Origin of the sequence: Pyramidobacter sp. CG50-2, from assembly GCF_003612005.1 — a bacterium.
Lineage (GTDB): Bacteria > Synergistota > Synergistia > Synergistales > Dethiosulfovibrionaceae > Pyramidobacter.
This window is the reverse complement of sequence record NZ_RAWT01000017.1, coordinates 25,580-44,632: the sequence shown is the minus strand read 5'-3', so window position 1 is coordinate 44,632 and position 19,053 is coordinate 25,580. Positions and strand designations below refer to the sequence as shown.

The 19,053-nt window shown below is 61.4% G+C and carries 16 protein-coding genes and 1 pseudogene; 2 read left to right on the top strand and 15 right to left on the bottom strand.

Annotation, left to right across the window (positions count from 1 at the left end):
- Window positions 1-2,275: hypothetical protein (locus tag D7D26_RS05205; protein WP_233543473.1), on the bottom strand; the 2,275-nt coding region annotated here is incomplete at its 3' end.
- A 205-nt stretch (window positions 2,276-2,480) separates the two neighbouring features.
- Between D7D26_RS05205 and D7D26_RS12595 the strand changes: the two genes are divergently transcribed.
- Window positions 2,481-2,672 carry a hypothetical protein gene (locus tag D7D26_RS12595; protein WP_233543472.1) on the top strand — a complete coding sequence of 64 codons (192 nt, stop codon included), beginning with the start codon at window positions 2,481-2,483 and terminating at the stop codon, window positions 2,670-2,672.
- Here D7D26_RS12595 and D7D26_RS12890 read toward each other — a convergent pair.
- Window positions 2,633-2,716: pseudogene (locus D7D26_RS12890) on the bottom strand (ESPR domain-containing protein); the annotation flags it as partial. The gene D7D26_RS12595 and the pseudogene D7D26_RS12890 overlap by 40 nt on opposite strands.
- Before the next feature lie 982 nt (window positions 2,717-3,698).
- Between D7D26_RS12890 and D7D26_RS05200 the strand changes: the two are divergent.
- Entirely contained in the window at window positions 3,699-4,919 is a 1,221-nt protein-coding gene (locus D7D26_RS05200) for an aminotransferase-like domain-containing protein (protein WP_120372311.1), read from the top strand.
- 72 nt (window positions 4,920-4,991) lie between these two features.
- Here D7D26_RS05200 and dnaB read toward each other — a convergent pair whose 3' ends face one another.
- From dnaB to secA, 13 genes are all read right to left on the bottom strand, one after another.
- Complete coding sequence (gene dnaB, locus D7D26_RS05195) at window positions 4,992-6,338, bottom strand: replicative DNA helicase (RefSeq protein ID WP_078017020.1); 1,347 nt, start codon at window positions 6,336-6,338, stop codon at window positions 4,992-4,994.
- A gap of 4 nt (window positions 6,339-6,342) precedes the next feature.
- Entirely contained in the window at window positions 6,343-6,792 is a 450-nt protein-coding gene (gene rplI, locus D7D26_RS05190) for a 50S ribosomal protein L9 (protein WP_120372310.1), read from the bottom strand.
- On the bottom strand, window positions 6,789-7,742 hold the full coding sequence (locus tag D7D26_RS05185) for a YybS family protein (protein WP_120372309.1): 954 nt from the start codon (window positions 7,740-7,742) through the stop codon (window positions 6,789-6,791). Before D7D26_RS05185 ends, rplI begins: the two co-directional genes overlap by 4 nt.
- A 107-nt stretch (window positions 7,743-7,849) precedes the next feature.
- Window positions 7,850-8,095 carry a 30S ribosomal protein S18 gene (rpsR, locus tag D7D26_RS05180; protein WP_078017023.1) on the bottom strand — a complete coding sequence of 82 codons (246 nt, stop codon included), beginning with the start codon at window positions 8,093-8,095 and terminating at the stop codon, window positions 7,850-7,852.
- A gap of 88 nt (window positions 8,096-8,183) precedes the next feature.
- Entirely contained in the window at window positions 8,184-8,759 is a 576-nt protein-coding gene (locus D7D26_RS05175; protein WP_078017024.1) for a single-stranded DNA-binding protein, read from the bottom strand.
- 14 nt (window positions 8,760-8,773) lie between these two features.
- The gene (gene rpsF, locus D7D26_RS05170) at window positions 8,774-9,061 is read right to left on the bottom strand and encodes a 30S ribosomal protein S6 (protein WP_078017025.1); all 288 of its coding nucleotides are present in this window, start codon (window positions 9,059-9,061) and stop codon (window positions 8,774-8,776) included.
- A gap of 195 nt (window positions 9,062-9,256) precedes the next feature.
- Window positions 9,257-9,748, bottom strand: a complete 492-nt coding sequence (locus D7D26_RS05165) for a hypothetical protein (protein WP_078017026.1) — start codon at window positions 9,746-9,748, stop codon at window positions 9,257-9,259.
- Window positions 9,749-9,761: 13 nt separating this feature from the next.
- Window positions 9,762-10,637, bottom strand: coding sequence for a DUF3100 domain-containing protein (locus D7D26_RS05160; protein WP_233543470.1), 876 nt, complete (start codon window positions 10,635-10,637; stop codon window positions 9,762-9,764).
- Window positions 10,638-10,679: 42 nt separating this feature from the next.
- Window positions 10,680-11,999, bottom strand: a complete 1,320-nt coding sequence (locus tag D7D26_RS05155) for an amidohydrolase (RefSeq protein WP_120372307.1) — start codon at window positions 11,997-11,999, stop codon at window positions 10,680-10,682.
- A 371-nt stretch (window positions 12,000-12,370) separates the two neighbouring features.
- Window positions 12,371-12,679 (bottom strand): hypothetical protein, encoded by a 309-nt coding sequence (locus D7D26_RS05145; RefSeq protein WP_078017030.1) that lies wholly within the window; start codon window positions 12,677-12,679, stop codon window positions 12,371-12,373.
- Window positions 12,680-12,681: 2 nt separating this feature from the next.
- Window positions 12,682-14,361 carry an arginine--tRNA ligase gene (gene argS / locus D7D26_RS05140; protein ID WP_120372305.1) on the bottom strand — a complete coding sequence of 560 codons (1,680 nt, stop codon included), beginning with the start codon at window positions 14,359-14,361 and terminating at the stop codon, window positions 12,682-12,684.
- A 32-nt stretch (window positions 14,362-14,393) separates the two neighbouring features.
- On the bottom strand, window positions 14,394-16,211 hold the full coding sequence (locus tag D7D26_RS05135) for a hypothetical protein (protein ID WP_120372304.1): 1,818 nt from the start codon (window positions 16,209-16,211) through the stop codon (window positions 14,394-14,396).
- Window positions 16,212-16,220: 9 nt separating this feature from the next.
- Entirely contained in the window at window positions 16,221-19,010 is a 2,790-nt protein-coding gene (gene secA, locus D7D26_RS05130) for a preprotein translocase subunit SecA (protein WP_120372303.1), read from the bottom strand.
- Window positions 19,011-19,053: the final 43 nt, after the last annotated feature.

The following is a 19,053-nucleotide window of genomic DNA, read 5'->3' as shown; positions in this document are numbered from 1 at the left end:
CGCCGCTCTTGCTGATGGTGAGGGTCTTGGTATTGGCGGACGTGCCGTCGCTCACCTTGAACTTGCCTTCGATGTTGATCACCGGGTTGCTGGTGGTGTTGTTGATCTGGTTGATGACGTCGCCGGTGATGTTCTGCACCAGTTTCGTCTTGTCAATGCCGTAAGTGACTTTCGTCCCCGTCAGGCCTACTGTCATCGTGTCGTCGGCCGTCGCAAATTCTACCGTCGGGGCCGTCGCGCCGCCCAGAGCCACGTTGGACGTAGCCGTACCCGCTTTCAGGTCAAAGCCGCCCTGAAGCTTCGTGATGTTCGTGGCATTGTTGGTGATGTTGCCGGCGTTTGTGGTCACGCGGTTATCCAGGTTGGTGATCGTGCTGTTGTTGCTGATGTCGATATGCTGGCCGAGGTTCGGATCGGCCTTGACGGTGACGACGGGAACGGAATCGGTTCCGGCCACTTCAACGGCGATCTTGTTCGTCTCGCCTTTGAACTGGATCTCGGGCACGCCGCTCTTGCTGATGGTGAGGGTCTTGGTATTGGCGGACGTGCCGTCGCTCACCTTGAACTTGCCTTCGATGTTGGTCACCGGGTTGCTGGTGGTGTTGTTGATCTGGTTGATGACGTCGCCGGTGATGTTCTGCACGAGCTTGGTCTTGTCGATGCCGTAGGTGACTTTCGTCCCGGAGAGACCGACGGTCATCGTATCGTCGGCCGTCAAGAATTCGACGGTCGGTTTTACGCCGCCCAAAGCGACGTTCGACGTCGTGCTTCCGGCTTTCAGGTCGAAACCGCCCTGCAGCTTGGTGATGTTGCTGGTATTGTTGGTGATGTTGCTGGTGTTCGTCGTAACGCGGTTATCCAGGTTGGTGATCGTGGTGTTATTGCTGATGTCGATGTTTTTGCCGAGTTTCACGGCGTCGAGGCTGACGGTATAATCGGTCACGTGATTTTCGTCGGCTTCGCCGGCGGCGACGTTAAGGTATTGTTCGCCTGCGGCCGTTTTCACCGTAGCCTTGTCGGCGCTGACTTTCCAAGTTTTGTTTTTGTCGCCGGGCTGGCTGGCGTCTTCTACATAAACGTTGCTGCCGGCCGACACGACGGTTCTGCGGGAGTTTACGTCGCCGATGTTGGCGGCGTTGGTATCTACCGCGCCGCCGCTGGCGACGCCGGCGATCTGCTGGTTGCCGGCGTCGACGCCCTCGTTCGTGAATTTAGCGCCGTCGCCAATGGTAAGGCCGGAGCTGTCAACGTGCGTGGTTTTGTCGTCGCCGAGAATGACTTTTGTAAACTCGGGAGAATCGGCCATGCCCAAGGCGACCGTTCCGTCAACGACGCAAGTCTTGAGGTTTTTGCCGGTGAACGCCCCTTCCGTACGGACGTCGCCGGCGGCTCTGACGGTGAGGATGGAACCGAGGATCTGATCGGATCCGCCTTCTGTGCCGGAAGCGTTATTTTCGTTGCCTTTCACGGTAATGGGTTTGGTCATCACGGCATAGAGCTGCGCGCCGTTAACAGCGTCGGTGGAAGTGTCGGACAGCTGTCCGGCGGCGACGTTCTGAATGCGACGGTTGCCGTTTTCACCGCCGTTACCGATGGAAAGGGCGCCGCCGGAACTGGCAACCGCCTCGTTGAGCTGGTAGGTCACATTATTCTGCGCGCCCTTGAACGACGTTGCGTCTCCGGGGGCAAGGGCGGTCGTACCGGCTGTAGCCGTAGCGCCGGCGGTCGTCGTGGACGTGCCCTTGACTGCCTTATCGTATACTTCGGAGTATTCAGGCTGTGGGACAAAATTGCCCGGAACCGTTACGGTTTTATAAGTTGCAAATTCGTTGTTCCCGGCTTCGACGGTAACCATGGATTCGTTGCCAAGGGCGATGGAATTACCCGTGACGACAGTAGCTCTGCGTCCCATGCTGACTGATTTGTCGCCCAGCGCGGTAGCGCTGTCGCCCAATGCTACGGTGCTGTTGTTACTGGATAAAGCGGCGTCGCCGATGGCAATGCCGTATGATTTCCTCTGTTGAGGATCGTTGCTGTCCGGATCAACGACGGTTCCGCCAGTTACTTTGGCATAGCGGCCGATAGCGACGCCATAGGCGCCTGTCTTGTCCGTAGCCGCGCTCTTACCGAAGGCAATGGAATATCTGCCGTCCGATCGAGCGCCCAGCCCCACAGCCAAAGAATACTGGCCTTTGGCGCCGTCGTTGGCATAATTGCTTCCCGCGCCGGTAGCGAGATTGCCGGCGTTGACCGTGTTGACGCTATAGTAATGCACAAGGTGTTTCGGGTCGACGGAGATGGTGAGGGTCTTTTTTTGAACGGTGTAACCTTTTTCGCCGTTATTTCCGTTGGTATAATTTATGTCAAAAGTGTTGGTTAATCCGACGTTTATCCCATTGGCGCCTACGATTTTGAGGATATAATGGTTTCCGTTGCCGGTATCCCAGGTATTTGTCCATTGTGTTACGGGATTTGGAAATTTGTTATTCGTTCCTGAAGGTTCAACCATCGTATCATCGCTGGTCGGCACCCAGATTGTCGACGCCTGCGTAACGGCCGGCAACGACGCCAGCATGGCGGCGACAACGCCTGCGGCCGCTGCAACGCCGCGCAGCGACGCGCGCGAAGGGCTTTTGCCGTGGATGCGCGCTATTTCGGACGCGACAACATAACAACCTCTCACTTTGTTCCAGATTACGCGGAAAATACGATTCATCTCTCCGACCTCCCATTGAAATGGACGCGTCTGTCCCCTGCGCAGCAGGCAACGTCAATACCCCCGGTTCGCGCCGCGCAGCGGTAAAACGCGCAATTATACGCAATGCACTTGTTACTCTATTTTCTTCATTTGAAAAGATCCGGCTGATACTGATTTCCAATCAAGCGTTTTCACTGAAAATACCGCACATACCGCCGAGCCGTGCAGCATGGTGCAAGAAGGATTCGCAGGGGCGCACCGCTAAATAAAATATATTACATTCTCCTTAAAGAAAGGAATTTAATAAATATCATATATTCAAATTGTGATCAAACAACTCTTGATACCATATCATTTCCCCCCCCCGTGTAAAGATAACCAAATGTTTGCATCACGCCGCATCGCATTCGATCCGCATTGGGATGTTTGTCCGAAGGCGCCGTGTGCTCCTCGCGTTCGTCCGGTAGAAAGGGGCAAAAAATCAACGAAAAGAGGCCGCGATTGTGAGGCGTCTCTAAAATTAGATTCTTGCTCTAACTTTTGGGAGTGGTTCATTGAGGCGGCCTCTTCTTCGCATATCCCATTCCGAGGGGTGGATAAAAGCTCTTTCGATCGTTCCACCCCTTCCCCGACGCGTGACAGAGAAAGTGAAAAGCACGCGGTGATCGATCTCCCATGGCTCGCAACATAGCGAAACAGCGCCTGAAGGCTCGTCTTTCAGCGCTGTTTTCGCTTTTGCCAGCTTTGAACCCTCAAAGTCGTCTCCGACATTGTTTCTTGATCGAAGCCCAGACAACGGGAGTGTCCCGGCGGAGAGCCACAGAGGGAGCTGCGCGACAGTGGGGACAGTCCTGCACGTCAATCTCCGATAGGCGGCCGGTTTATCGGGGATCGCATTTTTCGCATTTATTCTTTCCCGCGCCTTTATGGCCGGCTCCGCTGAAAAGCGCTATAATCGGTATCAGTATGAAAATTCTTGCGATCCAGGGAGGTTTTTCCCGTGACGTTCGACGTGAAAAAGCAGTTCAGCGCCGCCGCGCTCGGCATCCGTCCCTCGCCGATCCGCGAAATGTTCCGGCTGATCCGCCGGCCCGGCATGATCAGTTTCGCCGGCGGCATGCCCGCGCCGGAAGTTTTTCCCGTGGAGGAGTTTTACGCCGGCGCGTCGATCCTGCGCGACGAAGGGCGCGACATCCTCCAGTACGGCGCCACCGAAGGCTATCCGCCGCTGCTGGACTTTCTCCGCGCCTGGATGGCGCCCCGCCTCGGGCGCGCCGTTTCGCGCGACGAGATCCTCGTCACTGCGGGCAGCTCGCAGGTCTGCGATCTGCTGATCCGCGCCACCGTCGACCGCGGCGATTACGTCGTCACCGAGGAGCCGACGTTCCTCGGCAACTCGCTGAACATGTACAATCAGGGGGCGAAGTTCATCACCGTCCCCTGCGACGGCGACGGCATGATGGTCGATCTGCTCCCGGAAAAGCTGGACCGGGTTCTCGCCGCCGGGGGCAAGGTGCGTTTCGTTTACACGATCCCCAACTTCCACAATCCTTCGGGCGCGACGCTCTCGCTCGCACGCCGCCGCAGGCTCGTGGAGATCGCCCGCCGCTACGGCCTGATCATCATGGAGGACGACCCGTACGGCAGCGTGCGCTTCGAGGGCGAAGACCTGCCGACGCTCTACTCGCTCGACGGCGAGGGCTGCGTGCTGTACGCCGGCTCGTTCTCCAAGATCCTCGCGCCGGGCACGCGCGTGGGCTGGTGCGTCGGTCCGGCCGAGCTGATCCGCACGCTGGCGGTCTTCAAACAGGGAGCGGACACGAGCACCAGCGTCGTGGCGCAGGCGCTGGTCTTCAAGTACTGCGCTTCGGGAGCGCTCGAAGCCAATCTGCCCAGGATCGTCGACCACTACCGCCGCAAGCGCGACCTCATGGAAGCGGCGCTGCGCAGGCATCTGCCCCCGGGCGAAGCGGAATGGGTCACGCCGCACGGCGGCTTCTTCTACTGGATCACGACGCCGCGCATCGACGCCAGCGAACTGTTCGAAAAGGCGATCGCGCGCAACGTGGCTTTCGTCGTCGGCGGGCCGTTCTTCCCCAACGGCGGCGGCGAGCACAGTTTCAGAATGTGCTTCACTTTCGCCACGCCCGCGCAGATGGACGCCGGCGTCAAAGCCCTCGGCGGAGCGATGCGCGAGCTGCTGCCCGCAGCGTCGCGCTGAACGAACAACAACGAAAAACGCCTTTTCCACATCCGTGCGGTGGAAAAGGCGTTTTTCGTCATGCAAAATATTTCAGCGGCCGTAGGCCATGTCTTCGAAGCGCGTGTACTCGCGCAGGAAGACGAGCCTCACCTTGTCGGTGGGGCCGTTGCGGTTCTTGGCGATGTCGAGCGAAGCCGAGTTGTCGCTGCGGCCTTCCGGGTCTTTGGCGTAATAGCTCTCGCGGTACAGCAGCGCGACGAGGTCGGCGTCCTGTTCGATGGCGCCGGAATCGCGCAGGTCGGAGAGCTGCGGCGTCTTTTCGTTGCGGCTCTCGACGGCGCGCGACAGCTGCGACAGGGCGATGACGGGGACTTCCAGCTCGCGGGCGATGGCTTTGAGCCCGCGGGAGATCTCGGCCACTTCGTTCTGCTTGCTGTCCATGGCGCGGCTGGCGCTCATGAGCTGCAGGTAATCGACGACGATCAGCCCCAGTTCGCCGTGCTTGGCCTTGAAGCGGCGGGCCCGGGCTTTCAGTTCGATCGTGGAGAGGATGGAGCTGTCGTCGATGTACAGCGGCGCTTCGATGAGGATCGAGGCGGCGTCCTGAAGATCTTTCCAGTCGCCGCGCGCGAAGGAGCCGTTGACCAGTTCCTGCAGGTTCATGCGCGCTTCGGCGCCGAGCAGACGCAGGGCCAGCTGCTCGGCCCCCATCTCCAGGCTGAAGACGAGCACGGGCAGCTGGGCTTTGACGGCGACGTTGCGCGCGATGTTCATGGCCAGGGCCGTCTTTCCCATCGAGGGGCGGGCGGCGATGATGTTCAGCGCGCCGCGCTGCAGGCCGCTGGTGAGACGGTCGATGCCGATGAAGCCGCTGGTGATGCCGGTGATGCCGGTGTCCTCGCGGTTGAAGGCTTCTTCGATCTTGTTGAAGGTGGAAGGCATGACGTCGCGCAGGCTTTTGAAGTTGGCCTCGTTGCGCTGGCGCGAAACTTCGAAGACGAAGCGCTCGGCGTCCTCGAGCAGTTCGCTGAGGTCTTTGCTCTCGTCGTAGCCCATGCGCACGATGGCGTTGCCAGCGCTGATGAGGCGGCGGTGGATGGCTTTGTCGCGCACGATGCGGGCGTGGTAGGCGGCGTTGGCCGCCGTGGGCACGCTGTCGATGACGGCGGCGAGGAACGCCTGCCCGCCCAGTTTCTCCAGCAGGCCGCGGTTCTGCAGCTCGGCGCTGAGCGTGAGCATGTCCACGGGGCGGCTGGTCTTAACCATGTCCGCGATCACGTTGAAGACGTCGCGGTAGTTCAGGTCGTAAAAATCCTCCGGCGACAGGAACTCGGTGACGTCGACCAGCGCCTCGCGGTCGAGCAGGCAGGCGCCGAGGACCGCCCGTTCGGCGTCGAGATTGCTCGGCGGCAGGCGGTCGAAGATCTCGTCAGGCACGACGCTACTGCTGCCCTTCCACGGACAGCGTCATGGCGCACTCGACGCCCGGATAAAGCTTCAGCGTCAGCGCATAAGCCCCCAGCGCCTTGACGGCGCCGTCGATCTTGACGTTTTTCTTGTCGAGCTTCACGCCGTACTGAGCTTGCAGAGCTTCGGCCACCTGCGCGGCGGTGACGCTGCCGAACAGGCGTCCGCCCTCGCCGGCGCCGACGCTCATTTTGACGACCTTGCCGGCGATCTTCGATTTCACGGCTTCGGCTTCGGCGGTGAGCCTCGAGTCGCGGCGCTCGGCCGCGGCGGTCTTGTCCTTGAGGATGTTGACGTTCTGCGCGGTGCCCTCCACGGCGAGGCCGCGCGGGAACAGGAAATTGCGGGCGTAGCCGTCGGAAACTTCGACGACGGCGTCCTTTTTGCCGAGCTTGCGCACATCTTCCTTGAGAATGACTTTCATGAACGATCGCCTCCAAAACGATATCTTATATTCCAGCACATGTCGATAATCCCCGCGAAAGTCGCGAGCTGCGACAGGAACGGGACGACCGCAAGCGTCACGAGTATGACGTTGCGGACGATGCGGGGCAGGCCGCGGCGGTCCATGTACCACGCCGCCAGTGACATGCCCTGAATCAGGAACAGCGTGCGCACGAGCAGATCGAGATTGAGCCCGACGCGGATGAGAAAGCCCGCCTGCGCCGGATAGCTCGCGCCGGCCCACGTGCACAGCAGCCCGACGAGGAAAGCCCACATCAGGCTGGAGGGGAAACGCCAGCGGCTGAAGGGCGGCAGCTTGGGCAGTTCGACGCGGTCGAGACGCCCGAGCACGTGCCCGGTGATCCAGTAGCAGGCGGCGCTGTCGATCACGGCCACGAGGATGAGAACGGCGGGGACGATCAGCGGCATGATCTTCATGGTCGCCTCGAGTTGCGCTCTGACGGCGGCCGACAGTTCGGCGCCGACGGGCAGCTTCAGCATCATGTCCATCATCTGCTGGGCGCCGCTCATGTCGAGGTTCATCGGGTTGAGCCCGGTGACGTAAAAGAGGAGGACGGCCATGATCAGCTTGCAGCCCAGCGAGACGAGCGAGCTCCAGCCCAGGATCTCGACGGCGGACCGCTTCAGCTCGATGATGCGCCCCATGCTCAGCCCCATCAGGGCGAAGCCGAGCGCGTAGGACAGCGCGGCGATCGGACCGCCCCAAAGCAGCACCAGCGCGGAGCCGACGATCAGCGACGCAAAACCGAGCCGCAGGTCGTGGCGCATTTCCAGGATCACCAGGGGGACCGGGCTGAGCAAAGCCAGGAGCAGCCCCAGCACGGGGATGTCCGCCCCAACGTACAGAATGACCGACAGCCCCGTGAGGAGCGCCGATTCCACCAGGCCGCGCGCCTGTGTCATGTCCATTTTCCCCCTTCTATGATGGCAGGCTGAACGGAGCAGCCGCGTTTTTCACGGATTGTGTAAAAAAAGAGAGAGGAAGACAAGCATCCTCTCTCTGTGCGTGCGTATGATTACTCGGCGGTATAGGGCAGAAGGGCCATGAAACGAGCGCGCTTCACGGCGACCGTCAGCTGACGCTGATGCTTGGCGCAGTTGCCCGTGACGCGGCGGGGAATGATCTTGCCGCGCTCGCTGACGTACTTCTTCAGGCGCTCCACATCCTTGTAATCCACCTCGTCGAGCTTGTCAACGCAGAAAAAGCAAACCTTCGGACGGCGCTTGCCGCCTCTCTTTCTCATCGGACCGGAAAAGGGCATCGGGAAAAACCTCCTTCGCAAAAAAACAAACCAGGGGCGCGCCCCCGTTCAATGCTCCGCAGCGCCCGCAGCGCGCGGAGCGCGGACTTTAAAAGGGAATGTCGGCTTCGTCCTCGGGCGGCGCAACGCTGGCCGCGCCCGAATCGAGCTCGGAAATATCCATGGGGAAACTGTCGTTGGCGCCGAAGCCGCCGTCGTTTTGCGACGGCGCGGCATCGCGGTAACTTCTCGGCGCGCTGCCGCGGGCTGACTGATAGGAACCGCCGCCCTGGCTCTGGAAAGAACCGCCGCCGTCCTGCCCTCCGTAAGGCGCAGATCCGCCGCTGTCGTCGCGGCGTCCGCCCACAAACTGGAAGTTGTCGGCCACGATCTCGGTGACGTAGCGTTTCTCGCCGGTCTTCGCCTCGTAGGAACGCACGTTGATGCGTCCCTCCACCAGGATGCCGCCGCCCTTTTTCAGGTAGCGTTCGCAGACTTCGGCACCTTTGCCCCAGACGACGACGGGGATAAAGCAGACTTCCTCGCGCATTTCGCCGTTCTGGTCTTTCCAGCTGCGGTTGACGGCCACGGAAAACGACGCCACGGCGCGCTGCGTGGCGGTGTAACGGATCTCCGGATCGCGGGCCACGTTGCCCATGATAATAGCTCTGTTATACCCTCGCATCGGAAGACACCTGCCTACTTTCCGTCCGCCGCGACGTTGAGATGACGAACGATAAGCGGACGCAGGCTGAGAACGCGGTTAAGCTCCTTGAGCTGATCGGGGTCGATCTTGAACTCGACGACGACGTAAATGCCCTCGGTCAGCTTCTTGATCTCGTAAGCGAGACGCCGCTTGCCCCAAACGTCGGTCTTCGCGACCTCGCCGCCGAGTTTGACGACGAGCTCCTCGATAGCCTTGACTTCCACGCTGTGGTCCTCGACGGTGGGATCGATGATCACCATCATTTCGTATGAACGTACCACGCGCAACACCTCCTCCCTCTGGACTGTCGGCCCCTCATGGGGCAGGGAACTACAACTAGCGATTATACATTACTTGCTCACGCCGCGCAAGCGGATCTTTTTCGTCTCCGCGGGTGGGCGGGCAGCGGCCGCTCCGTCGCAAAAGTCCGCCGCCTGAGATTTTCTCGGACGGTGGACTTTTTCAGAATGTCATTTTTAAAACACGCCGGTCCATTTCATGACCAGCTGAGCGATGACCGCGGAACCGACGAACGTGCCCACCAGGGCGATGAGCGTGGTCAGAACGATGGCGATGCCCTGTTCCTTAAAAGTCTTCAGATCCTTGCCGGCGGCGATGCCGGAATAGGCCAAGATCGGCGTGCACAGCGGCAGCAGATAGATTTTGCCGACCGCCCTGTTGACGAAATCGGCGCAGGGGAGCAGCCCCGGCCACGTCACCAGGATCCCGATGAACGTGATGTACAGGACTGCGGGAAACTTCACGCGCGGGGCGGCGGCCTTCATGCCCTGATAGATCAGCTGCGCCAGCACGATGATGCCCAGGAAGATCAGCAGTCCGGGAGCGGCTTCGAGCGGCCTGACCACTCTGGCGGGATCGTTCAGCCTCAGCGTGTAGACATAGTTGCAGAACGCCGCCACGACGCCGGATACGATCCAGCCTTTCGTAAGCATCCACATTCTGGTCATGACGATCGCCTCCTCAGCTTTCCTCGATGTCTTCCGCTTCGATCTTTGCTTCCGCTTCGCCAAGGTCAGGCAGAGGCTGCGCGGGGATTCCCATGCCGCGGATCCCGGCGCACTTTTCGTACAGCCAGTTCGTCATGGGCAGCGTCAGAAGCAGATTCATCAGCATGCCGTCGGCATTCGTCAGCGCCTGGGAAGTGTAGGCGTACGTCTGGATGTCCCTGGCCATCTCGGGAAACTCGATTTGCAGGGCGCCAAGCGAGGCGGACATCATCGAAGCGGAGCCGACGCCGCAGGCGGCTCCCAGCGCGTACGGATGGAACAGGCCGGAACGGGCGCAGAGAGAAGCCATCAGTCCGAAGAAAATCGTGCCCAGCACGGTGCCGGTCACATAACCGCCCATGACGCCGATCCCCTCGTCGCTGTCCAGGCCGTACAGCTCGCCGATAATGGCGATGGTGCCTTCGCGCGACGTGGAGACGGTGCAGCCGATGGCGGCCCGGCTCACCTTGAACAGAAAGACGGCGACTGGCACGCCGAGAATCGCCGTGCCCATGTTGCCGAACTCCTGAAGGATCAAAGCCAGCGCCGTGCCGCCGAGTTTGCCTTCCGTATAAATTTTATAAAGCCCGGGAGCGATGCCGGAAGCGACCTTCGCCGTCAGGAACATGACCGAGATCGTAGTATAGGCCGAGGCCTGCTTCATCGTTTCCAGCGAAAGGAGCTTCCACGCTCCCATGACGATGCCGATGGCCATGGCGTACAGCATCGGGAACAGGCTGAAACCAACCGCCGGCGTGATCTGGAACTTTCTTACGCCGAGAGCCTCGGCGGCCAGCGCAATGACGACGCACAGCGCATGCACTTTCCAATCCTTGAAAAAATCCCGCATTCTTTTCACCCCGTCACGTAAAATTTTGCCGCCCTCTCGCGCTCATTTCATGTTGACCCACGTGTCGATGTATTCCCGCTTGGTCATTTGAGGCTTGAAATCCGCCTTGATCTTCAGGCCGATCTGGGCGCCGTCGGCCAGCAGGTCGATCACCGTCATCGTCAGCGCCTTGGCGGCGACGATATACGCCAGATCCTTGTCGACGATATGGTAGTCCTTGCTGTGCGCCACCCCGGCCGCGCCGCCGATATAGGCGTGGACCACGGGCATCAGCGCCGCCACGTCGGCCGCGTCCGTGCTGCCGCCGCTGTGAGGCGTGGAACGTCCGACGGCGTCTTCCCCCAAGAGCTGAACAAGGTTGGCGTACATCACGTCCTGAAGCGCGCCGCACGGCTTCATCGGCAGGTAGCCCGGCACCTCGTCGATGATCGTTTCCGCCCCCACGGCGTCGCCGCCGGCTTTCAGCGCGCGGTTGACTTTTCGCGAAGCGTCCAGGATCGCCTCGACGGAGGCGCCGCGCACGTAAGTTTCGATGCGCACGTCCGCCGGAACGACGTTGACGGTGTCGCCGCCCTTGGTGACGATGGGATGGACGCGGATATGGTCCTCGTCGCGGAACGTCTCGCGCTGCGCGTCGATGGCGACGAGGCCGATCTTGGCCGCGTTGAGCGCGTTGACGCCGTTGTGGGGCGAGCCGCCGGCATGGGCCGCCTTGCCGGCGTAAAAGACTTCCTTGCTGACGAATCCGTTCGACGTGCCGCCGACGTTGGCCTTGACCGGCGTCTCCTGCTCGCCCTCGGTCGGCGTGGTGTGCTGCATGACCATCATGTCGACGTCGTCCATCAGGCCGCGGTAAATGAACTCCTGCTTGCCGCCGAACATTTTGATCTTGCCTTCGCGGCGCAGCCGGCCGCGGTAGCCCATCTCGATGAATTCCTCGGCGGGCACGGCCATCAGCGCCACGTCGCCGCTCAGCTCGTCCATGACGCGGCGGTCGTGCAGCGCGTAGGCCACGCCGGACAGCGCCGCGATCATGCAGTGATGGCCGCACATGTGCGCGGCCCCCGTGCGAGGATCGGCGAAGGGGCTGTCGGGCACGCCGAGCGCGTCCAGCTCGCCCATCACGGCAAGCTTCAGCTTCCTTTCCCTGCCGCGGACCTGGGCGATCACGCCCGTGATGCACTGTTCGTCGGCCGTCGGGTACCCCAGAGATTCGAAAACTCCTTTGATCTTCGCCGCCGTCTTGAACTCCTTCCAGCCCGTCTCCGGCTCGGCGAAAACGCTGTCGCCCAGCGCCGTGATTTGCTCGCGGTGTGCGTCGATGATCCCGCATGCCAGGTCTTTCAGTTCCTGCTTCGTCATGAAATTCAATCCCCTTTCCTCACGAGTTCAGTGAACGCGGTCTTCCGCTGTGCGCACTTCAGCCGGACCGATTTTCGTTTCATCCCCTCTTGAACCATATATCATTGTGATCCCGTCGTCATGCGCAATAAATAAATCGCGTTGGGCCATATTATATCCACGAAAATATTTTTGTAAAGAGCTAATATTTTTTGATCGTCGATTTTTATATAATACTAATTTTCTACGCGTCTCCAGCGCTGCGGAAAGGGCGCGAAGCGATAGGGCTTTTAACGAAAACCGCGTATGATGAGAGCCCCAAAAAAATCCTGAACGTCTCTCGCACGTTCAGGATTTTTTTGGGCCCTTATGTCCGATCGCAAAGGGAAATTCTATTTTGATTCCGTCGCCGTTTTTTTATCGTCCGGGACTTCCCCTTCGATCTTATAAATCTCTTCGCCGCCGAAGGCCATGTTCAGCTTGTCCCGCGCGATCCAGGCCTGGCCTTCCTCGGTCTTGAAAAATTCCACGCGGTCGCGCAGGCGATTGAGCTTGTCCTGCGCCTGACGCAGCGCTTCGACCTTTTCTTCCATCAGTTCGTCCATGCGCCGCTGCCGGCGAAGTTCGTTGAGCGCCGACGTGACGAGCATCGCCGCCGCCATGACGACCATCGCCCAAAAGGCCACCCAGCGCAGTTTCATGGCTACATCTTTTCGGGCGCGCTGATGCCGAGCAGGCGCAGGGCGTTGGCGATCACCGTGCGGATGGCGGCGATCATAAGCAGATGACTGTCCCGAAGCGCGCCGGATTCCTCGAGGATGCGGCTGCCGTTGTTGTAATACGAATGAAAATCGCCCGCCAGCTCGTGAACGTAGGTGACGATGCGGTGGGGTTCGAGGTCGGCCGCGGCCCGAGCCACTTCGTCGGGGAACTGGGCCAGCTTGGTGAACAGGCGTTTTTCCTCGGGCGTGGCGATGGCGTCGGGATCGAAGGCCGAGACGGCGGGCACGGCGATCCCCCTCTCGGCGGCCTTCTGCAGGATGCTGCACAGGCGGGCGTGAGCGTACTGCACGTAATAGACGGGATTGTCCGCCGACTGGCTTTTGGCCAGTTCGAGATCGAAGTCGAGATGGCTGTCGCTGCGGCGCATCAGGAAATAATAGCGCGCGGCGTCGACGCCGACTTCCCTCACCACTTCCTGCAGCTCCACGAACTGGCCGCTGCGCGTGGACATCTTCACCTGCTCGCCGTCGCGCAGCAGGTTGACGAACTGGATCAGCAGGATCGTGAACTTTTTCGGATCGTAGCCCAGCGCTTCGATGGCGGCCTTCATGCGCGGCACGTAACCGTGATGGTCGGCCCCCCACACGTCGACGACGCGCTCGAAGCCGCGGTCGAACTTCTCCTTGTGATAGGCGATGTCCGACGTGAAGTAGGTGGGCACTCCGTTGGAGCGCATCAGCACGCGGTCCTTGTCGTCGCCGTACTCCGTGCTGCGGAACCAGAGCGCCTCGTCCTGCTCGTAGAGGTGGCCTCGCTCCTTCAGCGTCCGCACGGCGGCCGGCACGAGATCGCGGTCGTACAGCGACTTCTCGGAGAAAAAGTTGTCGAACGTGACGCCGAACTCGCCCAGTTCGTCCTTGATCTGCTCGAGGATGCGCCCGGCCGCGTAAGTCTTGAAGAACGGCAGCGACGTTTCGAGCGGCTGGTCGAGGAACTCTTCGCCGCGGGCGTCGACCACTTCCTGAGCGATGTCGTAGATGTAGCGCCCTTTGTAGGACTCCTCGGGGAAAGGGAACTTCTCGGGATGGCCGAGCAGTTCGAAATAGCGCGACTGCGTGGAACGCCCGAGGATGTTCATCTGCAGGCCGGCATCGTTGACGTAGTATTCCTTCTCCACGCTCCAGCCCGCGAAGGCGAGGATGTTGCCCGTCACGTCGCCGACCGCGGCGCCGCGGCCGTGACCGACGTGCAGCGGCCCGGTGGGATTGGCGCTGACGAACTCGACCTGCGCTTTCCGACCTTTGCCGAGATCGACGCGCCCGTAATCGCCGCCGGCCGCCAGCACGTCGCGGACGATGTCACCCATCCACAGATTCGACAGATAGAAATTGATGAAGCCGGGACCGGCCACTTCGACGCGGCGGATGTGCTTGTCCGAGCCGATGCGGCGCACGATGTCCTCGGCCAGGTCGCGCGGTTTGCAGCCCAGCAGCTTGCAGTTCTGCATGGCGGCGTTCGTCGCCCAGTCGCCGTGGTTCTCCTGCTTGGGGCGCTCGAAATGGAGCTCGCCCAGCGAAGCGGGATCCTGCCCTTTTTCCTTTGCGATCGCTTCAAGGGCTCCCCAAACAAGAGCCTTCAGCGCACTCGTGTTCTCTGACATAATAATTTATACTCCCATCGTTTTATGCACTTTTACTTCGAGCGGCCGGCAGGCATCAAGGCCAGGCTGGTGGTTTTCCAGGTGCCCCACGTTTCGATCACGCGTTTGAAGCCGTCCAGATACGGCACGTCGACCCGCATAGAGGACTGGATCAGCTTTTCTTCGCCTTCAAGCTGATTCTTGCGCTGATTGATGCGGTACTGGCTCGTATAGCTGCTGACCATGCTCCCCTGCTCCATTTTGAGCGGCGCGCCCATGGAACGGTAGCCCTTGGGAAGCTGCACGCGGTAGGACTGCTCCACCACGAAGGGATATTTCAGCACGGCGCTGCTGCCCACGTCAAGAAGACGCATCATCGGGCCGGGAGCGATCGAGGGCAGGCCGATCATCAGGCCCTGCTGCCCTTCGATGCCGGACCTTGCCCTCACGGGCAGAACCAGTTTGAAGCCCTGGCTGCCCAGCGGCGAGATGTCGAGGTCCCCATCGAGGTCGATCCAGCCTTCGAGGCCGGGGAACAGCGAATAGATCTGATCCTTGCGCCCGTCCGCCAGCGACTCGCACGTTTCGACCCAATTGTTGCGCACGCGGATATCGACCGTGCCGGAGACGATGCAGTCGGCGTCGACGTCAAGGTTCCAGGCGATGGAAAGACGGTTTTTCTCCAGGCGGGTGCCGCCGACCGAATGGCGGCGAAGTTTCTTCGCGCCGGCGGCGTACAGCGTCTTGCCGCGCAGCGATACGGGCAGCTTGCCGGGCTCCCCCGGCTGTCCGGGCACGTAGTACCAGCTTTTTTTGGCGCCCGGCTCGCCGAGCAGAAACACCGGATGGGTCAGAGCCGGCGCGCAGGAGATGGATTCGCGGTCCTGCGGCAGCACGTGCTGGAACCAGACTTCGGCTTTCCAGCCCTGCTTCTGCAGCCAGGACGCCAGAAGGTACATGGACTCCCACGTGGTCCAGGGACCGCCGGCGGGGATCATCCGGGGACTGCGCCACGTGCCGCGCCCGGGAAGCCGGTCGGCGCTGCGCCAGAACTTCTCGATGCTTTTCAGAACGTCGTCGCGGGAGCTGCCTTCGCCGACCACATACTTCGCGGGCAAATCGGGCCAGCGGCGCTCTTCCAGATCGTGCATCATGGCCACGGCCGTAGCGGGGCCGGTCGCCAGGCTGAAGACCACGTAAGGGTCGGAGCTTTCGAGCATGCCGCGCATGCCGCGGTTGGCCGGCTGTTTGAAGTAGAACCAGCCGTAGCGGCGGAACGTCTGGTCCACGTCGATCGTGGGAACCGCGTTGGTGCTCGACTCCCAGTCCAGCGCCTGTTCCTTGGCGATGCGGATCTGCACGCTGCCCTCCCACGTGGGATATTCGGAACCGAGCCAGGCGATGTCTTCCATCACGTTCGGCTCGGCGAAGATCTGGCGATAGCTGAGCACGAGCACGTAAACGTCGTCCATCTTCGGGAATTTGACGAGAAGCCGTCCGTGCTCGGCCAGTTCATCCCGGTCATAAGAAAGGTCGTGCAGAAGCTTCGCCGTGCCGGGATCGAAGATCGCCGCCTGTTCGAGTTCGATATGTCCGCCGTTGGGAGCGACGAGCTGGTCCTGAAGCCAGCCGAGGCGCGCGGTCGCTCCGCAGAGGATCACATAGGACGTGCTTTTGACGGCACGCCCCTGGGGATCCTGCGTGTAGAGCTGCTTCCGGCTCCAAATCACCGCGGGCTCGGCGCCCCGGTACTCCTCGAGCGTAGGACAATCCTGCACCATTTTGGCGATGTCCGCCGAAGTCAGGGGCAGCGCCAAAGACGCCGCCGGCAGGCAGAGCGCCAAAAACAACGCAAGAGCAAACTTTTTCATGACCGCCTCCTAGAGGTTTCTGCCGCAGCAGTTTTTGTACTTCTTGCCGCTGCCGCAGGGGCAGGGATCGTTGCGTCCGACTTTCTTGACGCGCACCGGTTGGGGGCGTTCGCCGCCCGTATTGTAGTTCGCAAAGTAGCTGCCGCGCGAGTTCTGCGGGTTGAAGCCCAGTTCCTCGGCCGCCGCCTTCGACGGCGCGGGGGCGGAGCCGCGGTGTTCCCTCATCGCGGCGGGCGCGGCGCGGCGCAGGCGGTCTTCGTCGGAGACGATGGCGACGCGGAAGAACAGCTGCGTGATCTGCTCGCGCACGTGGGCCATGGTCTCCTGAAAGAGGTTGAAGGACTCGAACTGATACTCCATGAGCGGGTCCTTCTGCCCGACGGCGCGCAGGCCGATGCCCTGGCGCAGCACGTCCATGCCGAGCAGATGCTCTTTCCAGGCGCCGTCGAGCACGTGCAGGGCGATGAAGCGGAACAGCCCTTCGGCCACGGCCGGCTCGAGCTTGTCGACCCGCTCGTCGAAGCGGGCGGAAATCTCTTCCTTCATCTTTTCGGCGGCAGGCATGACGTTGCGGCGGTCGTCGGCTCCGGCCAGCGCCTTCTCGATGCCCGGCCAGTAAATGCCGCGCAGCTTGTTGGCGGCGTAAACGGGATTGGCTTCCTTGTCTTCGGGGAAGGCCGCGTCGATGATGTCGTCAACGTTGCTGACGGCGATCTCCCGGGCGTGTTCGAGGATCTCCGGATCGCCGAGGATGGTCGAGCGCTCGGCGTAAACGGCCTCGCGCTGCTGATTCATGACGTTGTCGTAGAGCAGCAGCTGGCGGCGCACGTCGTAGTGCATCATTTCCACTTTCTTCTGGGCGTTCTCGATGGCGCGGGTCAGCAGCGGATGCTCGATGGATTCGCCTTTCTCCATGCCGAGCTTGTCGAGCATGCCGCCGATGCGGTCCGAACCGAACAGCCTCAGCAGATCGTCCTCGAGGGACAGATAAAAGCGCGAGCTGCCGGGGTCGCCCTGACGGCCGGCGCGGCCGCGCAGCTGATTGTCGATGCGGCGCGACTCGTGGCGCTCGGTGCCGAGGATGCAGAGGCCGCCCAGTTCGAGCACTTTTTCCTTTTCGGCGGCGCAGAGGGTCTTCATCTGCTCGAGGATGGCCGCGCACTTCTCCGCGTCCTTGGCGGGATCGAGATTTTTGGCGCGGTACTCCTCGCGGGCGAGGAAATCGGGATTGCCGCCCAGCAGGATGTCGGTGCCGCGGCCGGCCATGTTGGTGGCGACGGTAACGGCGTTGAAGCGGCCGGCCTGAGCGACGATGGCCGATTCTTTCTCGTGGTAGCGGGCGTTCAGCACCTGATGGGGAATGCGTCGGGCGCGCAGCAGCCTGCTGACGTGCTCGGAAACCGCCACGGAAACGGTGCCGACCAGCACGGGGCGGCCGGCGGCGTGGATCTTCTCGATCTCTTCGACCACGGCCGCGAATTTCTCGTCCATGGTGCGGTAGACCTGATCCGGCCAGTCCTTGCGGATCACCGGTTTGTTGGTGGGGATGACGACGACGCCGAGATGATAGATGTCCTTGAACTCCTCGGCCTCGGTGGCGGCGGTTCCGGTCATGCCGGCCAGCTTCTTGTACATCCTGAAGTAGTTCTGGATCGTGATGGTGGCGAGAGTCTGGCTCTCCTTGCCGACTTTGACGTGTTCCTTGGCCTCGATGGCCTGGTGCAGTCCGTCCGAGAAACGGCGGCCGAACATCAGGCGGCCGCGGAACTCGTCGACGATGACGATCTCGCCGTCCTTGATGACGTAATGCACGTCTTTCTTGAACAGATAATGGGCCTTGAGCGCCTGATTGATCTTGTGGGCCATGTCGGCGTGCGCCATGTCGGAGAACAGGCCGGGCGTCTTGAGGAGCTGCTCGCACTTGGCGATGCCCTTCGAGGTGAGCACGACGGTCTTTTCCTTTTCGTCGACGACGAAATCGCCGTCCGGCTCGGGACGGTCCTTGTCGTCGAGCAGGAAGCTGTGCACTTCGATCTCGTTGGGGTCCTTGAACACGCCCTTGAGCTGCGTGGCGATCTGGTCGGCCTTCATGTAGGCGCCGGTGTCGTCCTCGGAAGGGCCGGAGATGATCAGCGGCGTGCGGGCTTCGTCGATGAGGATGGAGTCCACTTCGTCGACGATGCAGTAGGAATGCCCGCGCTGCACCATCTCGTCGGCCTGGAGGACCATGTTGTCGCGCAGGTAGTCGAAGCCGAACTCGCTGTTCGTGCCGTAGGTGATGTCGGCCCGGTAGGCTTTTTTGCGCTCTTCGGGATCCATGAAGGCGTAGATCACGGCCACGCTCAGCCCCATGGCGGCGTACAGCGGCGCCATCCAGTTGGCGTCGCGGCGGGCCAGATAGTCGTTGACGGTGACCACGTGCACGCCCTCGCCCTTGTAGGCGTTGAGGATCACGGCGATCGGCGCGACCAGCGTCTTGCCTTCGCCGGTCTTCATCTCGGCGATGTTGGCGTCGTTCAGGGCCATGGCGCCGATCAGCTGCACGTCGAAGGGACGCAGCCCCAGCTTGCGCTTCGCTTCTTCGCGGGCCATCGCGAAAACTTCCGCCAGATGCCCGTCAAGCCCGGCGCCGTTCTGAATGTCGGCCTTGATCTCCAGGGCGCGGGCCAGGATCTGCTCGTCGCTCAAGGCCTGGATCCTCGGCTCGAGCGCGTTGATCTCCTCGACCTTCCTGCGGTAGCGCTTCAGGGCGTTTTCGTTGGGATCGAGCCCCATGGCGCGTTTCAGTGATTCGAACATAAACCTTCCACCTCTCGTAAAAAAACCGGGTGACGCGAGTCCG